This is a genomic window from Gammaproteobacteria bacterium, assembly GCA_013214945.1.
Classification (GTDB): Bacteria; Pseudomonadota; Gammaproteobacteria; order Enterobacterales; family Psychrobiaceae; genus Psychrobium.
This window is the reverse complement of record JABSRT010000005.1, coordinates 87,331-107,733: the sequence shown is the minus strand read 5'-3', so window position 1 is coordinate 107,733 and position 20,403 is coordinate 87,331. Positions and strand designations below refer to the sequence as shown.

At 43.0% G+C, this 20,403-nt stretch carries 16 protein-coding genes; 12 read left to right on the top strand and 4 right to left on the bottom strand.

The window, feature by feature from the left end:
- Positions 1–178 precede the first annotated feature (178 nt).
- Genes HRU23_04820 through HRU23_04810 form a run of 3 tightly spaced genes read left to right on the top strand, consistent with a single transcriptional unit; the run spans position 179 to position 5,072 of the window.
- Positions 179–853: a TetR/AcrR family transcriptional regulator gene (locus HRU23_04820; GenBank protein NRA53445.1), complete on the top strand. Its 675-nt coding sequence runs from the start codon at positions 179–181 to the stop codon at positions 851–853.
- Positions 846–1,901 carry an efflux RND transporter periplasmic adaptor subunit gene (locus tag HRU23_04815; protein ID NRA53444.1) on the top strand — a complete coding sequence of 352 codons (1,056 nt, stop codon included), beginning with the start codon at positions 846–848 and terminating at the stop codon, positions 1,899–1,901. The genes HRU23_04820 and HRU23_04815 overlap by 8 nt, the downstream gene beginning before the upstream one ends.
- Positions 1,902–1,913: 12 nt before the next feature.
- Positions 1,914–5,072, top strand: coding sequence for an efflux RND transporter permease subunit (locus tag HRU23_04810; protein ID NRA53443.1), 3,159 nt, complete (start codon positions 1,914–1,916; stop codon positions 5,070–5,072).
- Positions 5,073–5,223: 151 nt separating this feature from the next.
- On the opposite strand, the gene HRU23_04805 is transcribed toward HRU23_04810, so the two are convergent.
- Complete coding sequence (locus tag HRU23_04805) at positions 5,224–6,117, bottom strand: LysR family transcriptional regulator (protein NRA53442.1); 894 nt, start codon at positions 6,115–6,117, stop codon at positions 5,224–5,226.
- Positions 6,118–6,436: 319 nt separating this feature from the next.
- On the opposite strand from HRU23_04805, the gene HRU23_04800 reads away from it, so the two are divergent.
- The 5 genes from HRU23_04800 (at position 6,437) to HRU23_04780 (ending at position 12,516) form a co-directional block, all read left to right on the top strand.
- Positions 6,437–7,270, top strand: coding sequence for a dioxygenase (locus HRU23_04800; protein NRA53441.1), 834 nt, complete (start codon positions 6,437–6,439; stop codon positions 7,268–7,270).
- A gap of 451 nt (positions 7,271–7,721) precedes the next feature.
- Positions 7,722–8,723 carry a BMP family ABC transporter substrate-binding protein gene (locus HRU23_04795; GenBank protein NRA53440.1) on the top strand — a complete coding sequence of 334 codons (1,002 nt, stop codon included), beginning with the start codon at positions 7,722–7,724 and terminating at the stop codon, positions 8,721–8,723.
- A gap of 133 nt (positions 8,724–8,856) precedes the next feature.
- Entirely contained in the window at positions 8,857–10,437 is a 1,581-nt protein-coding gene (locus HRU23_04790; GenBank protein NRA53439.1) for an ABC transporter ATP-binding protein, read from the top strand.
- The gene (locus HRU23_04785; GenBank protein NRA53438.1) at positions 10,434–11,549 is read left to right on the top strand and encodes an ABC transporter permease; all 1,116 of its coding nucleotides are present in this window, start codon (positions 10,434–10,436) and stop codon (positions 11,547–11,549) included. The genes HRU23_04790 and HRU23_04785 overlap by 4 nt, the downstream gene beginning before the upstream one ends.
- A complete protein-coding gene (locus HRU23_04780) occupies positions 11,542–12,516 on the top strand; it encodes an ABC transporter permease (GenBank protein NRA53437.1) in 975 nt (324 codons plus the stop codon). Before HRU23_04785 ends, HRU23_04780 begins: the two co-directional genes overlap by 8 nt.
- 305 nt (positions 12,517–12,821) lie before the next feature.
- Here the strand turns inward: HRU23_04780 and HRU23_04775 are convergent, their stop codons facing one another.
- Positions 12,822–13,721: an alpha/beta fold hydrolase gene (locus HRU23_04775; protein ID NRA53436.1), complete on the bottom strand. Its 900-nt coding sequence runs from the start codon at positions 13,719–13,721 to the stop codon at positions 12,822–12,824.
- Positions 13,722–14,181: 460 nt separating this feature from the next.
- Between HRU23_04775 and HRU23_04770 the strand changes: the two genes are divergently transcribed.
- Together HRU23_04770 and HRU23_04765 are read left to right on the top strand one after the other, a co-directional pair.
- Positions 14,182–15,270, top strand: coding sequence for a TauD/TfdA family dioxygenase (locus tag HRU23_04770; GenBank protein ID NRA53435.1), 1,089 nt, complete (start codon positions 14,182–14,184; stop codon positions 15,268–15,270).
- Positions 15,271–15,403: 133 nt separating this feature from the next.
- On the top strand, positions 15,404–17,137 hold the full coding sequence (locus tag HRU23_04765) for a BCCT family transporter (protein NRA53434.1): 1,734 nt from the start codon (positions 15,404–15,406) through the stop codon (positions 17,135–17,137).
- Between the two features lie 130 nt (positions 17,138–17,267).
- Here the strand turns inward: HRU23_04765 and sigZ are convergent, their stop codons facing one another.
- On the bottom strand, positions 17,268–17,816 hold the full coding sequence (gene sigZ, locus HRU23_04760) for an RNA polymerase sigma factor SigZ (GenBank protein ID NRA53433.1): 549 nt from the start codon (positions 17,814–17,816) through the stop codon (positions 17,268–17,270).
- A gap of 177 nt (positions 17,817–17,993) precedes the next feature.
- Between sigZ and arsH the strand changes: the two genes are divergently transcribed.
- Together arsH and HRU23_04750 are read left to right on the top strand one after the other, a co-directional pair.
- Positions 17,994–18,683 (top strand): arsenical resistance protein ArsH, encoded by a 690-nt coding sequence (arsH, locus tag HRU23_04755; protein ID NRA53432.1) that lies wholly within the window; start codon positions 17,994–17,996, stop codon positions 18,681–18,683.
- A gap of 116 nt (positions 18,684–18,799) precedes the next feature.
- Positions 18,800–19,102, top strand: a complete 303-nt coding sequence (locus HRU23_04750) for a transcriptional regulator (protein ID NRA53431.1) — start codon at positions 18,800–18,802, stop codon at positions 19,100–19,102.
- A 278-nt stretch (positions 19,103–19,380) separates the two neighbouring features.
- Here HRU23_04750 and HRU23_04745 read toward each other — a convergent pair whose 3' ends face one another.
- On the bottom strand, positions 19,381–20,280 hold the full coding sequence (locus HRU23_04745; protein ID NRA53430.1) for a DMT family transporter: 900 nt from the start codon (positions 20,278–20,280) through the stop codon (positions 19,381–19,383).
- Positions 20,281–20,403 lie beyond the last annotated feature (123 nt).

The window sequence follows — 20,403 nt, the reverse complement described above, 5'->3', positions numbered from 1 at the left end:
TCGATCGCACTTTTTTAAGTTAGCTAGCGATATGTCTCGTTCATTAATTGCACTGCCTAGTGCGTTTAAGTATGATAAGCCCCATTGCGTGACCGTCAGTCATAAAATGACTGTTAGTATCGATATTTGATTAAGTCAATGTGTTAGTAGTGGTTTATTAGTTTAGAGAGAACGTGCTATGGGTGAATCAAGAAAAAATCGCGAGTTTAAGCTGCGAGAGCAAGAGATATTAACCACAGCCACTGAGCTGTTTAGTGAGTACGGCTTAGACAACGTAACCGTTGCCGACATTGCCAAAACGACTGATATTGGTAAGGGAACTATCTATAAACACTTTGTCAGTAAAGAAGCTATTTTAGTTCGCTTAGCCAATGATTTTTCTGAAAACACCTTAAAGACAATTCAACAATTAGACCAGAGCCAGTCGTGTCAGGGCCAAATGCGTCAGATGTTTGAAATTTGTTTTAACGCGCACATTGATCAGCCATTAATCAGTGAAATTAGCCGTCGTTATCATCAGGCCAGTTTTTTTGAGCGCTTGCCAGAAGAGAGTAAGCAGCAATGTTTAGCGATTGAAAATGAGTACATGGCTGTTTTAAGTGGTATTTTTGAAAAAGGTTTCGCGAATAACGAATTACCTGACGCGCCAATGGATGAGCTATTAATTGGTGCGCACGCAACTTATACCGGTGCGCTAGAAATGCTTCATAGCAAGCAATTTCATTGTTTTAGCGAAGCGCCAATGGTGTCACAACAACGTTTTATCGAAATTATTATTAATTACACAATGACAGGTATTTTTGGCCGTAATATTGACGGTTTAAATGCCCAGTTAGGAGCAGAAAATGAATAAGTCAATGGTACTGGCGAGCGGTTTAACAGGATTGTTAATCATTTGGATGTTGTCTGGTGATAACGAAGTCGAACAGGTGCAAGAGCATCGTCAGGAAGAGACCAGCAAAGCTTTAATGAGCGTGGTGGTTCACGTGTCAGATGCGCAGCTAGTGGCTAAAAAAATTACGGTTCAGGGACAAATAGAACCTAACCGGGTGCTGTCACTCAAAACAGAAATCGATGGCAAAGTAACGTCGGTACCCATTAAGTTGGGTACGCGTGTGGCTAAAGGTGACGTACTAGCGACTATTGATTTGAAAACAAGATTAATTGAGCGTCAACAAGCGATTGCGACAGTAAAATATCAAAAGCAGGAATTAGCGGCGACTAAAAAATTATTTGCCAAGAAATTAGAGTCGGGCAGCCGTTTAAGTCAAAATATTGCTAATTTAGCGTCAGCCGATGCAGCGTTAGCGCAGATTAATTATCAAATAGCCAATACAAAAATTAGTGCGCCTTTTGCTGGTGTTTATGATCGACGTTTTGTTGAAATTGGCGATTATCTTGAGAGCGGCCAAACCGTTGTCTCGTTAGTCGATGATTTAAAACTTAAAATAACCGCGATGGTGCCGCAGCAACAGGTCGCAAGCCTAACTCTGGGCCAAGAGGTTACAGCGACCTTAATTAATGGTGAAACCTTAACAGGTGAATTGTCATTCATCTCTACCACTTCTGATAGCAATACTCGTAGTTATCGCGTTGAAGTATTGGTCGATAATAGTAATCATCGTCGCATTGCTGGCATGACAGCCTCATTAATCATCCCAGTTAATGAGGTGGAAGGTCATTTAGTTAATGCATCGACTATTAGTCTTGATAATCAAGGCCGTTTACAGGTTAAAGCCGTTGATAGTGACCATAAAGTGGTAACTTATGTGGTTGAAATTGTGCGGACCGACGCGGACAAAATATGGTTATCTGGTTTGCCACAACATGTTGAACTAATTAGCTTAGGTCAAGATTTTGTGGTGGCAGGGCAAGCTGTCGACGTCTCGAAACAAGGGTAGGAGCACAAGATGATTAGTGCATTAATTAACGCCGCGGTCGATCGCAGCAGAACCACCTTAATGGTGTTGATCTTTCTGTTATTAAGCGGTGCAATGGCCTTTATGAGCATTCCGAAAGAGTCGCAACCCGATGTTGCTATTCCGATTATTTATGTCTCGATGAGTTATGACGGCATTTCACCTGAAGACGGTGAGCGCTTGTTAGTGCGGCCAATGGAAAAAGAGCTCAAGTCGATTGAAGGCATTAAAGAAATGCGTTCGGTTGCGGGCGAAGGCCATGCCTCGGTAACGCTAGAATTTGATGCCGGCTTCGACGCTGATCAAGCTTTGCTCGATGTCCGTGAAAAAGTTGACGCCGCCAAAAGTAAATTACCGGCTGACACCGACGAACCAGAAATTCACGAAGTTAACGTCGCGCTGTTTCCGGTACTTAGTTTAGCGCTTTCTGGTGATGTGCCCGAGCGGGTAGTACGCCGTATTGCGCGTGATTTAAAAGACAGTATTGAAGGGCTCGCTGGCGTTTTAGAGGTTGATATTGGCGGCGATCGTGAAGAGTTGATGGAAGTGATCATCGACCCGCAAGCGCTTGAGAGTTATGAAATAGATTATTATGAATTACTGCAAACTATCGATTTAAATAATCGGTTAGTTGCGGCTGGTGCCATTGATACTGGCACTGGGCGTCAGGTACTAAAAGTGCCGGGAGTAATTAATAACGTTGAAGACATGCTCAATATGCCGGTTAAAACGGTTGGCGATTTAGTGGTTACTTTTAAAGATATTGCTAGTGTCCGTCGTACTTTTAAAGATCCTGAGGGCTTTGCGCGTGTTGGTGGTAAACCGGCGATGGTGCTTGAAGTTAAAAAGAAAGTTGGCGCCAATATCATTGAAACCATCGAGCAGGTTCAGGCATTGGTTAATGAGCATCAAAAGCTCTGGCCTGTCGAGCTGAAGCACAGCTATATTCTTGATCAGTCTAATGAAGTAAGAGACATGCTTGACGACCTACTTAATAATGTTGTGACTGGCATTGTGTTGGTGATGATCATTATTTTAGGCGCAATGGGTTTACGTTCTTCTTTGTTGGTTGGTTTGGCCATTCCCGGATCATTCTTAACCGGAATTTTAGTGCTTTACCTGTTGGGCTACACCCTAAATATCGTGGTGTTATTTAGCTTAATTTTAGTGGTCGGCATGCTGGTTGATGGCGCTATTGTGGTTATTGAATTAGCTGACAGGCGCATGCAACAAGGCTTGTCAGCCAAAGAAGCCTTTGCATATGCCGCTAGGCGCATGGCGTGGCCAGTGATTGCAGCAACGATGACGACATTAGTGGTGTTTATGCCGCTGGTATTTTGGCCGGGGGTGGTTGGGCAATTTATGAAATACTTGCCAATTACCGTGTTGTTTTGTTTAACAGCGTCGCTTTTGATGGCATTGATCTTTATGCCCGTACTTGGTGGTGTTATCGGCCCTAAAAAGGCGGTGCAACAATTTACTGGCGAGTTTGAATTACCGCAAACACGTTTTAATCAGGGCTATCGCCGCGCGCTAACGACCTTTTTACATCACCCAATTAAAACATTATTGGCGGCATTAACTTTTATTGTTGCAACCTATGTTGCTTATGGCGCGTTTGGTGCTGGGGTGGAGTTTTTTCCGGAAACCGAGCCAGAATCGGCCTTGGTTAATATTCATGCCCGCGGTGATTTGTCGATTAATGAAAAAGACGCGTTATTATTTCAAGTAGAACAGCGCTTGTTGAATTTTAGCGAGCTTAAATCTGTCTATGGTCGCAGCTTTAATCAGGCAAATAATGAGATGGCCGAAGATGTGGTTGGGGTTATTCAATTTCAATTTGTTGATTGGCAACAGCGCCGTAAAGCGCAAGAAATTTTAAGTGATATGCGCGAGCAAACGAAAGACATTGCTGGGGTGAAACTTGAGTTCAAAAAAGCCGATGATGGGCCGGTGCAAGGCAAGCCATTTAAATTGTTAGTTAGCGGCTTAGACAATCAACATATCTTTGAAACCGTGACTAAAATTCGTCAAACCATGGATGAGATGGGCGGCTTTGTCGCTGCAGAAGATAACCGACCATTGCCGGGCATTGAATGGCGGTTAAAAGTAGATCGCCAAGAAGCGGGTCGTTATGGCGCTAATATTAGTGTGATTGGCAACGCGGTGAAAATGGTGACGACCGGTATTAAAGCGGCCGAATTTAGACCTGATTCGTCAGACGATGAAGTTGATATTCGCATTCGTTTTCCGCGAGAGCAGCGCAGCCTAGATCAGTTGTTGCAACTTAAAATCAATACCGCGCAAGGGTTAGTACCGTTATCTAACTTTGTAACCTTAGAGCCTGCCAATAAAACCGGCTCATTAAAGCGGGTTGATAGCCGACGCGTTATTACCATTGAAGCAGAACCAGCAACTGGCTTTTTACTTAACGATTTAGTGCTAAAAATGCAGCAGAACCTAAAAGCTGAAGAGTTTCCACTTGATATTCGTTTCGCCTTTAAAGGCGAGCAAGAACAGCAAGACGAAACTGGAGCCTTCTTGGGTAGTGCATTTTTAATCGCTATTTTCTTAATGGCGCTGATATTGGTTACCCAATTTAACAGCCTTTATCAAACCGGCTTGGTATTGTCGGCTATTGTGTTCTCAACGGCTGGAGTATTGATTGGTTTGTTGGTAACGGGGCAAACCTTTAGCATAGTGATGGTGGGTGTTGGCATTATCGCGTTGGCAGGTATTGTGGTTAATAACAATATTGTACTCATTGATTGTTATAACGATTTGCGCCGCCAAGGTCGCAGCCCGTTTGATGCCGCACTAGAGACCGGCAGTTTACGATTGCGCCCAGTTTTACTGACCGCAGTGACCACTGTGTTAGGTTTAATGCCGATGGTATTGTCGATGAATATCGATTTATTTAACCGTCACATTAGTTTTGGCGCGCCATCAACCCAATGGTGGACCCAGCTTTCAAGTGCGATTGCCGGTGGTTTGAGCTTTGCGACAGTGCTCACGTTGTTTTTAACCCCGTGTTTATTGATCCTTGGCGACAGAATTACTAAGGGGCGTCATTACCGTGATGTTGCACATCATCAGGTTGATCTGCCAGCAAGTGATACGGTTACACCCTTGCAAACGGGCACTGGTGGTTAGTCAGTTGAGTTAATCATCTTGGCTTAATCATTAATAAAATAAGGCAGCCATGCGGCTGCCTTATTTTTTATAGTGTAAATTGGCAAGGGTATGAAGGTAAGCCACTATTATCATGCTAATGCCGCGGGTGAGTCCTTTATTGAGCAGCCCTTTAGATATTATTCGATAAATCGCGTAAATGATCCCACAATTGGCTGGCGACAGGGCCGAGCATTCTGGTGCGCTTTTTTACGGCATAATAAGTAACTTTTAATTCATTGTTTGCATCAGTTAAGTTGATTGTTTTTAAAGTGCCACTTTTTAGATCTTCCGCCACTAAATGGCTCGGTAATCGACCCCAGCCCATGCCGCTTAACGCTAATATTCTTTTGGTCGTTAGATCATTGACATACCAGCAGCGTTGTCCATCGTTGACACCTAATGTTACCCCTTGAGAGCCGGTGCCAGAATCTTTTACCACGATTTGATACTCTTTTTCTAGCTCATTCACGCTGCTCAAGTTTGGGTGCCGTAACAGTAATTGTGGGGCGGCGACATTAATTAACTCACCCTGATAAAGCGCAAATGACTCCAAATTTTTAGCATTAATCCGCAGCTCATCCGCTGGGGTAATCACCATATCTGTTTCATCCAATTCAAGTGCATCAAATGCGCCAGTTAGGTACTCTTGCTGCAGAATAATTTGGGTGTCGGCATATTGATTTTGGACTTTTTCTAGCAGTGGTAATACCTTAGTTAAATTAAAAGAACCCTCAAATGCTAACGTAATGCTGGCTTCATTGCCGGTCATAAAATGGTGCGACAGCATTTCTATTTCTTGCGCCTGTGTTAATAATTTAAGCGCCCGTTGATATATCTGCTGGCCCTGCGCTGTTAGCACTAAGCGGTATTGTTGACGATCAAACAAGGCAATACCGAGTTGTCGTTCTAGCTGCTTAATGCCCTGACTAATGGCGGCCTGAGTTTTAAATAGTCGTTTGCTACTTGCCTTAAGCGTGCCTTCTTGTGCAACCATTTTTAACATTTTCAATTGTTCAAGTGTCATAAATTCTCGCTTTTGGTTTCGCTGCATCTAAGCTTACTAAAGCAGTGCCAGTCAAATAATCAAGGCTACTGCAATTAATAGGGATCGCAACATATTAAGAATATGTTTAAGTCTTATCAATATTTATTAGATTTTTATTTATCTATGGAGTTACTACACTAGCCTCATTATCAACAGCCGAATAAACAGGAACAGCAGATGCTTAAATTCACAACGTTTGCCGTCATCTTTTTTTTGGCAACGCAGCAAGGCTACGTCCTAAGTGCGATCAGTTAGCGTTAGTGTTAATGAGCTAAATTTAATAAAACGAAGGTAAATTATGACAGTAACAAATACCAAAATGCCGATTATTTTTGCGCCACACGGTGGTGGTCCAATGCCATTGTTAGGTGAGCCAAATCATCGAGCCTTAACTAAGTTTTTAAGCAATATTGACGAGCAATACTTAAGTAACTTACAGGCAAAACCCACGGCTATATTAGTCATTAGTGCGCACTGGGAAGAAAAAGTCGCGACTATATCTAGCGCGGCAGCACCGGGGATGATTTATGATTATTATGGATTCCCCAAAGAAAGCTATCAAATACAGTACCCGGCCCCAGGGGAACCAGCGCTGGCAAAGCATGTGTTAACGCTGCTGCAGCAACAGGGAATAAAAGGGCGCCTCGATGGCGGTCGAGGTTTTGATCATGGCACATTTGTACCATTAAAATTGATTTACCCAAAAGCAGACATACCTGTGGTGCAACTGTCTTTAGTGAACACGCTTGATCCGCAAACTCATATTGATTTGGGTAAATCAATCGCGAGTCTGGCAGCGCAGGGGGTGCTTATTATTGGGTCGGGCTTTTCATTTCATAATATGCAGGCGTTCATGCAAAAACAAGATCGTGATACGTTCAATAAAAGCCAAGCATTTGATCAATGGTTGAACAAGTCAGTGCTCGGCGATGGGCAGCCGGGGCAAGCAGCACAGGATCAAATAGTCAGTTGGGCTAAGGCGCCACATGCCCGTTATGCGCATCCGCGTGAAGAACATTTGTTGCCATTATTGGTTTGCATGGGCGCAGCTCAAGGTGCGAATTATCAGGCCAAGAACATTTACAACCAAACATTCATGGGCATTAAATCTTCTGGGTTTATCTGGCAATAAAATTAACGTTTAGCGCAAATTTTGTCGCTTGCGGCAAAGCAGATTGAATATCAGAGATGTATTTATGCGCGTTCCCTGTTTATGGCAAGTTTATTGCGGCAAGTGCAATATAAGCTCGATCTGGTGGAACTTTGCTGACTTCGTGGGTAACTTAGGTCCTAAGGTCTTAATATTAATGAGTTAATGTAAGATTTTATAATGAAGAGATAAAAACATTTTCTAGATCAAGTCGGTTAGCGAGCTATTATGTTTAGAACAAATGTAAAAAGGCTGTGAAAATTAGTCGCATTTCATTATTATAGCGTTACATTTTTGAATCCTTCTCTGTAAGCAAGACCTTGGTGTCTGTACTGCGAGCTGTGAATTTGATTTGCTGATTTGTAACGTAGCGGCGCGTAATAGCGCGCTATAATCAATAATAATAAATAAAACCAATCTCTCGGAGAGCTCAATGAAACCTCAACTTCTAGTATTATCTGCCGCTATGGCCATGGCATTTGCCTCATCGGCTACTGCTGCTGACTTTAAACCCGCTGTCGTTTTTGATATGGGTGGCAAGTTCGATAAGTCGTTCAACCAAGGTGTTTATGACGGTGTTGAACAATTCAGAAAAGAAACTGGCGTGAAATATCGTGAGTTTGAGGTTACCACGCCATCACAGCGCGAGCAGGCATTACGAAAAATGGCGCAACGTAACGCCAACCCTATTTTGGGCATCGGTTTCGCACAAGCAACAGCAATGGAAAAAGTAGCCAAAGCTTTCCCAGACACTAAATTCAGCATCATTGACGCTGTCGTTAAATTGCCAAACGTACAATCAATTGTTTTTAAAGAGCAAGAAGGTTCTTTCTTGGTAGGTTTATTAGCAGCCATGAAGTCTGAGTCTAAAGTGGTCAGTTTTGTTGGCGGTATGGATATTCCGTTAATTCGTAAATTTAACTGTGGTTACGTTCAAGGTGCTAAATATGCAGTTAACGACATAAAAGTTATTAGCAACATGACAGGTTCTACCCCTTCAGCATGGAACGACCCGGTAAAAGGCGGCGAGCTAGCACGCAGTCAGTTTGACCGTGGTTCTGACGTTGTATTTGCAGCGGCCGGTGGTACAGGTGCTGGCGTTTACCAAGCAGCTAAAGATGCCGGTAAATTCGCGATTGGTGTTGACTCAAACCAAAACCATATCCATCCAGGCACCATGTTAACCTCAATGGTTAAATCAGTTAATGTTGCGGCTTACAATACCTTTAAAGGGGTGCAAGACAATACTTGGCAACCTGGCTTTAAAGTACTAGGTCTTGCTGAAGGCGGTGTTGATTGGGCTTACGACGAACATAACAAGTCATTAATTACTGCTGAAATGAAAGCAGCTGTTGAGCAAGCTAAAGCGGACATTATTGCCGGTAAAATTGTTGTTCACGATTACATGTCAGACAATAAGTGTCCTTCACTTTAATCGTCTAAAAGGTTAGTGCCGGGCAGTTCTATTTCCCGGCTCAAACTCATTGCCCCGCTTCATTGCGAAGTGAAATCTGTATAGATTACAAGAATTTTCTCGGGGTCATTTATACCAAAAATGCGAATACACAATGCTAACTACCAAAAATACTGAGCAGCAGGAAACATTAACTCCTGCCATTGATTTACGTAAAATCAATAAAAGCTTTGGTCCAGTTCACGCCAATAAAGATGTCGATTTGGTTGTTGCCAAAGGCAGCATTCACGGGATTATCGGTGAAAATGGCGCTGGAAAATCTACCTTGATGAGTATTCTCTACGGCTTTTACGAGGCTGACAGTGGTGAAATATTGGTCAACGGCAAGCTGGCCTCTATCACCTCTTCTAAAGATGCCATCAATGCAGGCATCGGCATGGTGCATCAGCATTTTATGTTGATAGAAACTTTTAGCGTGTTAGAAAATGTGATGTTAGGTGCTGAATCAAGCAGCTCACTTAAAAAGAGTAAAATCAGCGCCAGAGCCGAATTGGCGAGACTCTCACAAGAGTTTGGTTTAGCGGTTGATCCCGATGCAATAGTCGGTGAGTTAGCGGTGGGGCTGCAGCAGCGGGTAGAGATTCTGAAATCTTTGTATCGCGGTGCCGACATTCTAATTTTGGATGAACCAACGGGTGTCTTGACCCCGCAAGAAGTTAAACAGTTATTTGATATTTTAAATGCACTGCGTGAGCGCGGTGTTAGCGTGATGTTGATTACGCATAAATTGCAAGAAATCCTCGAGATCACCGATCAAGTAACGGTAATGCGCGCCGGTACAATGGTGGCTTCTCGTCAAACTTCGCAAACCACTAAAGAAGAGCTGGCCGAATTAATGGTTGGCCGCAAAGTGTTATTGGAAGTTGATAAGTCACCCGCAGCGCCTAAAGAAGTCTTGCTTGAAGCGCATAATCTCACCATTAAGGATTCAGCCGGTATTACTCGGCTCGATAATGTGAGCCTACAAGTAAAGGCGGGAGAGATTCTTGGGATTGCTGGTGTATCTGGCAACGGCCAAACTGAATTGCTCGATGTGCTCAGTGGTATTTTACCCGTGCAGCAGGGAAGCATTACGCTAAGCGGTGTCACGATAGATGCTAGCAATGTACTTAATGCCAAAGATTTTAGGCACTTGAGTTTAGGTCATGTCGCAGAAGATCGGCACAAGCAGGGTATGGTAACCGACTTTAGCGCGAGAGAGTGCTCGATCATGGGCTTTCAGGATGAGCCAGAGTTTAACGGTGCTATCTTGATGGATAATACTGCCGTAACCGAGCACTGTATTAAATTGATGGACGAATTTGATGTTCGCCCTAATAACCCTCACCTCAAAGCGGCTAATTTTTCGGGTGGTAACCAGCAAAAATTATGTATTGCCCGCGAAATGGATCGCAAACCCAAGGTGTTATTAGTTGGCCAACCTACCCGTGGTGTCGACATCGGCGCTATTGAGTTTATACACCAGCAAATTGTCCAGCTGCGAGATGCCGGTAATGCCGTGTTAGTTGTCTCGGTAGAATTAGAGGAAGTTATGTCGTTGTGCGATCGAATTATCGTGATGTTTGAAGGACGAATTGTCGGCGAAATGGCGGCAAGTGATGCCGACGCGCAAACATTAGGGTTGTTAATGGGTAACGCAGGTGAGCCCAGTACCACTGACGGAGGTGCAACATGAGTAACAAAACATTACCGGTCTGGATTGATGTTGGGGTAATCCCTTTAATTAATGTCTGTTTGGCCTTTTTTGTCTCGGGTTTGATTATTTTACTGATCGGCGAAAGTCCGCTCGAGGCAGTGAAGTACATTATCACGGGTGCGTTTGGCTACGATGAAGGCATTGGTTATACCTTGTATTATACCACCAACTTTATCTTTACCGGACTTGCCGTGTCAGTGGCATTTCATGCCGGGTTATTTAATATCGGTGGCGAAGGTCAAGCGTATATCGGTGGGCTTGGTGTCGGCTTGATGTGTATGAGCTTAGACAGCTTTATGCCTTGGTGGGCACTATTTCCCTTTGCTATTGCCGCTGGTGCCGCTTTTGGTGCCGCTTGGGCATTTATACCGGCCTATTTACAAGCTTATCGTGGTTCGCACGTGGTTATCACCACGATCATGTTTAACTTTATTGCCTCGGCGCTCATGGTGTATTTACTGGTTAATGTATTGATTGAACCTGGCAGCATGGCTCCGCAAACCCGTAGTATTATGGCGGCCGCTACACTGCCATCTATCCAAGAACTGTTTGCAGTCATCGGAATCGATATTGCCAATAGTCCGTTAAATATCTCAATATTTCTTGCCTTAATTTGCTGTGTATTGGTGTGGTTATTACTGTGGCATACCCGGTTAGGTTATGCGATCCGCATGATCGGTTTCAACGATAACGCCGCTGTATATTCTGGTATTAATACCCGTCGTGTCATTGTTATTACCATGTGTATCTCTGGTGCTATGTCGGCCATGGTTGGCATTAATGAAGTGATGGGCGCGCAAGAACGTGTGTTGTTAGACTTTGTTGCTGGCGCTGGTTTTACCGGTATTGCCGTTGCTCTGATGGGACGCAATCACCCAATTGGCATTGTGATCGCGAGTTTGTTGTTTGGCGCGCTTTACCAAGGCGGCGCTGAACTCTCATTTGAGGTGCCTACGATTACCCGAGATCTGGTGGTAGTGATTCAAGGCTTAGTTATCTTGTTCTGTGGCGCACTGTCATTAATGATTAAACCGAGTGTGGAAAAGCTATTTTTAAAGTTATACAGCAAAAAGGAGACTACTAATGTCTGATTTTACCCTGATATTACTCTCTACATTAGACTCTACCATTCGTGTATCGACGCCGTTGATTCTCTGTGCGATGGCCGGTTTGTTTTCAGAACGTTCAGGCATTGTCGATATTGGGCTTGAAGGAAAAATGTTGGCCGGTGCTTTTGCCGCGGCTGCAGTCGCCTCGGTTACTGGCTCGGCCTGGATAGGGCTGAGCGCGGCGATGGCGGTTTCTGTTTGCATGGCGCTGTTACATGGTTTTGCTTGTATTAGTCATAAGGGCAATCAAGTAGTTAGTGGCTTGGCGATCAATATTTTGGCGTCGGGTTTAACCGTTGTGTTAGGCATAGCTTGGTTTCATCAAGGTGGTCAAACACCGCTATTAACTGGTGATGCCAGATTTTATGCTATTGAGTTACCTGGTGCCGTAGCAATGGCACAAGTACCCTTTATTGGCCCGATTTACTCGCAGCTAATTAGTGGCCATAACGCCTTAGTTTATCTTGCTTTTGTTACTGTGCCCGTTACTTGGTGGGTGGTGTATCAAACCCGATTTGGGCTGCGCTTACGAGCGGTGGGTGAAAACCCGCAGGCGGTAGACACTGCAGGCATATCCGTTTTTTGGCTGAGATATCGTGCAGTTATCTGCGCGGGCATACTTTGTGGTATCGCTGGCGCCTACCTGTCAACCGGACAAAATGCATCGTTTATTCGTGAAATGTCTGCGGGCAAAGGTTATATCGCCCTTGCTGCATTAATCTTTGGTAAATGGCGACCTAAGACCGCAATGTTAGCGTGTTTGTTGTTTGGATTCTTAGAGGCGTTAACCGTACGCTTAGAAGGCGTGGAACTGCCACTGATTGGTCAAGTACCTACTCAGTTAATGCAGGCATTGCCATACATCTTGACCGTGGTATTGCTCGCTGGTTTTATCGGTAAGGCGATTGCACCCAAGGCAATTGGTGTTCCCTATGTAAAAGAGCGCTAATCAGCACTCTTTTCAAGATGCATTAATCAAGTCATATTACTTAAGACATTAGCTACCGATTAACTCGGTGGCTATTTTTTTACCCCCAGTAAAATCATCGTTATGCCATTAGGTAAGGGCTGCAGCAGTGACAGATTTATTCAGTGACTCGCTTAATTTATTATTGATGATCGGCCGCGGCTGCGGTTGAAAACAATTTTGAAAAAAACCATTGAATATCAGTGATATTTTTATGCCTGTCCCAAGTTTCTCCCAAGTTTCTCTTAGAACATGAATTCGGGCAAAACTCAAAGGTGCAAGTTTAATTAAGCGCTGGCTTGTTGAATAAATTCAATAACGTCACCAAAATAATCATCTACTGCGTTCGGGTGGGTCAACATATTAATATGATCATAGTCACGCGCATTGCCGTTGGCTTTTGACAAAATGGTCATCGTGCCACTGCCAACTTCTTGCGCGAAGCGGCGTACGTCTTCGGGATGACCGAGCAAGGTGTCATTTTTCGCGGCAATAAACCACGTAGGTGGCCATGCCGTGTTTTTTGCGTTTGCGCCATAATCGAAATTATCACGCGGATCTGCCCAGGGTGATTTTCGCACCCACAACTGGCTTTCTTGAATCGACAAATAAGTTTCGTTGTCGCTGCCTAATTTCCATTGTTTAAAGGGAAAATGTCCTTTACGTTTTGCTAACCAAGGCCCAAATCGCTTCCATAAAAACTCAACTTTAATAACTCGCTCAAAGCTCCATTGCTCGATCGTTCGTTTGCTGCCAAAGAACACTTGCGACGCTACGGTTTGATGTAATGTCGGTAATCTTGCTAAAGCCGACGCCATTAATACGCCGCCCCATGAATGCGCAAGCCAATGTACTTTTTGATGAGAGGGATGGCGTGCGAGCACCCATTGGTGACATTGCGGCAATGTTTCGACAATGCCTTCAAGTTGACCATGATTGTTATCTTCACCAATTATGGGCGTGCTCAAGCCACGACCGCGCATATCAATGACATAGACTGGGTAACCGGCACGGGCAATGGTACACGCAAGGCCTTTTCCTGATTTAGAGTAAAAAATACGGCCATCTTCAATCGCACCATGGAGCATGAGCACCGGGGGTAACTCAGTCGGCTGACTTGGCGAAATATAACGCATGTGAATGCGATGGTCATCGTTTTCAATAAATAAGGACTGCTGAGATATCATGGCGTGTTAGTGTTAATCCAAAATTTAAACAGGAGTTTAAATTAGCGTAATTCACAACAGGGCACAATAAATAAAAAGCGACACGAATAAAAATTTAACGAATCAATAGCTATTATGCATGAAGTCAACGCAGGATTAATGGTGCTGGTATAAGCCGTGAAATTACCAAAGTCATCGCAATCGTTGCCGAGTTAGTCGCTTTGCGATGTTTTTGCGCCGCGCGTTGTTGATTGACCAATGTAGTAAATCAGGGTAAAGATACGGTATGAATTTTAATCCCCTTTATATTAAACGCCACGATTGGTGGCCGCCCCCGCACTTTTGTACTGAATAAGCTCTCAGTCAATTATACGAACTGTTGTCCTTTTTTTCGTTTCATGTCGCAGCTGTAACGGTTAATTGAGGCGGTTGGTATTTTTAATCTTCGTTATGACCATTCTTATTTTGGATACTTACTCCTGTGATTAAACATGTGCAAAGCGCCTTGGGCGCTCTACAAATAACTTGGCTCGATAATAACCATTCTTTTTATCCTTACATCTGGTTAAGAGATGTCGATCCATCTGGTTTTCATCCACAAACGGGAGAGCGTCAATTTGACCTAACCCAGATCTCGATAGATCTAGAACCTTCGGATATTAGCTTTGATCAACAGGGTGTTAGCTTGCAATGGCCCAATGAAAAAAAACGGTCGTTGTTCCCAAATAAATTGCTGAAAGATTATGCTCATGCATGTCAGTTAACTGATCCGGCAGCGACAACTACCGACTGCTGGCTTAGCGATGTTGTGCCCGCTAAATTTAGTGCACTAAGCTGCGTAAGTGCAGCTGGTTTAAAGGAAATGTTATTAACTTTAAAGCGGAATGGCTTAGTGATTATTTCAAATTTAGTTAGCGAGCAGGGTGGCGAGCAGTTTGGTGATTTAATCGGTTTTAAGCGTGAAACAAATTTTGGGGTGATGTTTGAGGTACTTAATAAAGCTGAGCCTAATAATTTAGCGTATACCGCTGTTGCGCTGGCGTTACATACTGATTTACCGAATCAAGAAATGCCACCGGGCTATCAATTTTTGCATTGCGTGACCAATAACGCGCAAGGCGGCGAGTCAGTGTTGGCCGATGGTTTTGCGATTGCCCAAGATTTACGCCGTGAAGAGCCGACGTTTTATCAACTGTTGTGCTCACGAAAAATGCCATTTCGCTTTCATGATCAACACTGTGATATCCGTTTTTCACATCCGCTTATTAGCGAAGAAAATGGCCAAATAAAGCACTTTATTTTTAACGCCCACTTAGCTGTTTGTGTCGATAGTAAAGATGGTCAGTTAGTTGATTATTATCGTGCTTATCAGAATTTAATGCAGCGGATTCGGCAAAACAAATACGCGCTGAAGTTAAAGTTGCAAGCGGGTGAAATGATGATTTTTGATAATAAACGTGTGTTGCATGGACGCACAGCGTTTGATCCCAGTACGGGTGAGCGGCACTTGCGAGGGTATTACATCGATCATGGCGAGGTGGACAGCAAAATACGGATGTTATCTAAGTAATTCATAAAGGTTTCTTAAATAGGGCATCTATATAGGTTAAAATAGGCGGCTGTGTCTTCCACTGAGCATAAGGTAAATAAGAAATAACAAGAACAAAAAATAATTAAACCATAATCATGCTTTAGGAAAATTTATGTACAGCGAAGAAGAGCTAGATAAGCTCATTGAAAAAAGAGGTATTCTCAAGGGTCTCAACGCTACCCTTGGCATCACGGCGATCGTTATGGTTGCAGTGTTTATTCTCTACACTATTTTATTAGGTAAAACTGCCAGCAGCCAATTTTTAGGCGTTAAAAGCTGGATCGAGCAAACGTTAGGCTGGTATTACATTCTTGTGATGGTAGCAGCGTTTGTGGTCTGTGTTTATGTTGCAACGTCTAAAAGCGGCAAGATTAGACTGGGCCAAGACAGCGACAGACCCGAGTTCAGCAATTTTGCGTGGTTCTCGATGCTATTTGGCTGTGGTACTGGCGCGGGCATGTTATTTTTCTCGATGTCCGAACCAATGATTCACTTCGCCAGTGGCTGGAGTGGTGGTAACCCTTTCCTAAGCGGTGAGGCTAAAGCGGCAGTAGCGAGCTTTTTCGAAGCAAAGCAAGCAGCGCTTAGTGCAGGGCTATTACCGGGAGACGAAGGTTTCCCTATTCCAAACCATTTAGTGGCAGAAGCAGCGTCTGGTGGTTTACGTTTAACCATCTTCCATTGGGGACTAGTTGCTTGGGCAATGTATGCGATCGTTGGTTTGTCATTGGCTTATTTTGCGTTCCGTAAAGGTTTGCCATTGTCGATGCGTTCAGCCTTATACCCACTGATTGGAAATCGTATTTATGGCCCTATTGGTCATACGGTCGATATTCTTGCGGTATTCGGTACTATTTTCGGTATTGCGACTACGCTAGGTTTGGGTGTTGAACAAATCGGTTCAGGGCTTATTTCACTGGGTCTGCTGGCTGAGAAATCACAAACCGTTACTATTGTCTCAATTGTTGTCATCACGGCGATAGCAACGTTCTCAGCTACAACCGGTGTGGCCAAGGGTATTAAAATACTTTCTGAGCTTAATACTTGGATTTGTCTCATAATCATTTGTTACTTCCTTGTCGCCAGCGATGCAAACTACTTAATTGCCAGCACATTAACAGGCTTGGGTGAATACGTATCGAGCGCTGTTGAAATGTCATTATGGACCGCACGTAGTGCAGACGAACGTACGTGGCAAGGTGGTTGGACTATCTTCTACTGGGGTTGGTGGATGGCTTGGGCAGCATTCGTTGGCATGTTTATCGCGCGTATTTCTCGCGGTAGAACAATCCGTGAATTTGTGGTTGGGGTCATGCTGGTACCGACATTAGTGGCTGTAGTCTGGTTTGGTGTGATTGGTTCTGCTGGTATTCATGCGTCCATTTATGGCGCCGATATGTCCATTTATAATACCGCGGTTAATAACTGGGATTATGCGGGCACTATTTATACCGCGTTTGATGTTTTAACGCCGGGTATTGCGGCAACCGTTGCAAAAGTGATGGCCTTGTTTGTCGTTGTCGTGTTCTTTGTAACCGCGGCCGACTCAGGCACCTTAGTACTTGGTCGCTTGTTATCGTTTGGGCGTCGTCCACCGATTCAACAGCGCATTATTTGGGGCATGGTATTAGGGTTCGTGACCTTAATCATTTTGCTGCTTGGTGGTAAAGAGGCACTTAAAGCATTGCAAGCGGCGAGTATCGCTGGTGCGTTGCCATTTACCTTTGTCATTCTCTTGATGATGGTCGGCCTGTTGAAATCACTGCGTGAAGAAAATGCTGAGCTTGCACAAGATGACACCAAAATACATGGTGTCAGCGATAAAGAAGTTAACGAATTGTCTTAATTGGTAAAACTGGCAAATACAGCCAGAATACTAATTTTTAGTCATTTAAATAAAAACCGGTAATCGTAATTACCGGTTTTTTTATGTTATTTTAACGGGATTTATGTAAGAAAGTTACTGGTTATATCGCTCATCTACAACCCTGACCCCTTGATTTGTTCTTACGTTCATAATCAAACACATTGCCTTTGGCATCAATATTAAAATGGCAACAATCATCAAAAATCCCTTTGAGCAAAACTCTGCTCTTTTGAACCCGAGACTTTAGGGTTGAGTAACTTATGCCAAGGTGCTGCGCGTATTCTTTCTGTGACTTTTTTTCAATATCTATCGCGTGTAATAACGTGGCATGCTCTGCGGGCAACGCTTGAATAAATGGAAGGATACAGTCAGTTAGTTCATTTGTTACTTCGTTGTCTTGTTCTGTATACCAAGTGTCTTCTACCCTTAAAGCTGTGTCTCTGGCTTTTTGTCGATAAAAATCAATAATGGTGTGATTAGCAATTTGGAATAACCAAGACTTAATGCTTGTTTGATCTTTTACGGTACTTAAATTGCTATAGGTTTTAATTAAAATTTCTTGTAATAAGTCATCTACATCGGCTTGATTTGACACCTTGGAGTGTAAAAATCGTTGTAATGCAGTTTTGTATTCCAACCAAATTTTCTCAATATTCATGTCACTTTAAATCCTGTGTAAAAAAGCCCAATCATAAGACGAATCACTTTATATAAAGACGAAAATGAGTGATTAAATTTATTCTTTTGTCATTTATAGCAAAAATAGCTGACTTTATATCGTCTTATTAAAACCAGAGCCGTCTTATGGGTAAATGACTAATTAATTGGAGCCACGATGAGCTACTTGCAAGATGAAAAATTTAACCTTATTCCACACTCAAATAATATCAGTGCACACCCGCCCCGTGTCTTAATGTTATATGGCTCATTACGAGATAATTCATATAGCCGCTTAGCTGCTGAAGAGGCGGGTAGAATTTTAGAAGCGATGGGGGCACAAGTTAAGTTCTTTAACCCCAAAGGATTGCCGCTATTTGATAGTAACGAGTCAGCGAATCATCCGAAGGTGCTAGAGCTGAGAGAGTTAGTGCAATGGTCAGAAGCTCAAGTTTGGTCGTCGCCTGAAATTCACGGCAATATGTCTGGTGCAATGAAAACACAAATTGACTGGATCCCACTTAGTGTTGGAGCCGTACGGCCAACTCAAGGAAAAGTACTCGCCGTGATGCAGGTAAGTGGTGGCTCGCAGAGCTTTAACGCAATAAACAATATGAGAATATTAGGACGATGGATGCGCATGCTGACAATACCTAATCAGTCCTCTGTCGCTAAAGCGTACAATGAGTTTGATGACGAGGGTTTAATGAAAGCGTCGGGCTATCGCAACCGAATAGTCGATGTAATGGAAGAGTTAATGCGCTTTACGTATTTAACCAGAGATCAAAATCAGTTTTTGGTTGATCGATACAGTGAACGTAATGCCAAAAAACCTCAATTGAGACCTGAGCTATTGTCGGCTAGTTAAGCGCCTAATCGCGAGATTAAAAGCGAGTAACCATGGTTTAAAATCGCTGCCGAGTGCGAAAGAAAAATATGTTAGGATTTAGGCTGTTACTTTCACAATAAAAATAAGTGGGCATCATGGGCATATTATCTAGTATTAAAAACCTATTTAAGGCATCAGGGGAGAACCCTGCTGAAGTCGAAGCAGAAGAGGCCATCGAGTATAAAGGGTTTAATATTGTCCCGACTCCGCTAGCTGAAGGCGGCCAATTTCGGGTAGCCGCGACCATTAGCAAGCCGCAAGATGAAACCGAAGCAGAGTTAAAGACGCATCAATTGATCCGCTCAGATATTATCCCCAGCCGTGACGAATGCATTAGCATTTCAGTACGTAAAGCTAAAATGATGATCGACCAACAGGGCGATGGTATTTTTGGTTAAGGCTCGATATTTTGTGCGTTTAAAATGAAGTTACCTCTGTTATTTTTACTAACAGAGGTAATATATTGAGGTTTTAAATGATTTCTACTAACAACAGTTTCTTGTGCAGCGACAATAAAATTTGTCCATAAGAAATTATTTAACCCTTAGGCCACCTCAAAACTGGTTCAGCAAAGGAATGCTTAGCATTATCTAGGGCTACTTTGTACCTTCTCATGTATAAATCCTCTTTGTGATGCTCTAACACTATCTCGCTAGGTGCGGTAATATCCATGTTGCTATCCTCGGTTAGTTAAATAAATGCCTATAAAGATAATTAGCGCTCCTATAAGAGTAAATAAGTCAAATGTTTCTCCATATAGAAAATAAGCGGTAATGGCAGCAGATACAGGAACTAAGTAGAAAATACTAGCAACCTTACTCACCTCACCCCTGTGTATCATTATATAAAGCAGGCTTAGCGCGCCAAGAGAAACACCGAATGTCATATATGCTAAAGCTCCTATAAATTGGGGTGTCCATTCGACTGAAAATTCATCAAAAAAAGCTAATAAAATCAAACAAATGATCCCGGAAGCTAAAGACTGAATACTACCTCCAGTTATAATGTTCATGTCAGAACAGAATCTTTTTTGATATAAATTCCCGGCTGTTAAACCAAGTAGGCCAATAACAGACATAGATATCGAGAGCATCCCAACTGCTTCTATATCTATATTATGAGCAACAACTACTGCCACCCCTATTAGCCCAAAGATTAATCCTAACCATTGTGACTTTTTTAATTGTTCACCAATCATGCGGCTTGCAAAGACACCTACTAATATTGGTTGTAGAGCAATCACTAGGGCTGATATTGCAGGTGAAAGACCCATATCGATTGAAGTAAATACACCTATTGAAAACGTAGCTACAGTTAAAGAACCAGCAATAGTGATATGAATAATATTTTTAATGTTTGGTATCGGTAGCCTTAACATTAAAACAATAGTTGCAAATATAAGACCCGCAATCATGAATCGTAGAGTCAGGAAACTGAGGGGTGAGGAATAAGGTAGCCCATATTTAGCCCCTACAAAACCACTGCCATAGAGGGCTACAAATAAAAATGGATACAAAAGAGGTTTTAATGATTGCAAACTAGTCAGAGGGTAGTGCTTGTAATTTAGGGTATTCATAATGACTTACTTCCTTTGAGTTGTTAGTACGAAAAGATATTTAATGAGAATAAATATTCCTACTCTATACCCTCACAGACACCATATGTACTAGATAGTACAATTAATGTAATGTACCATATA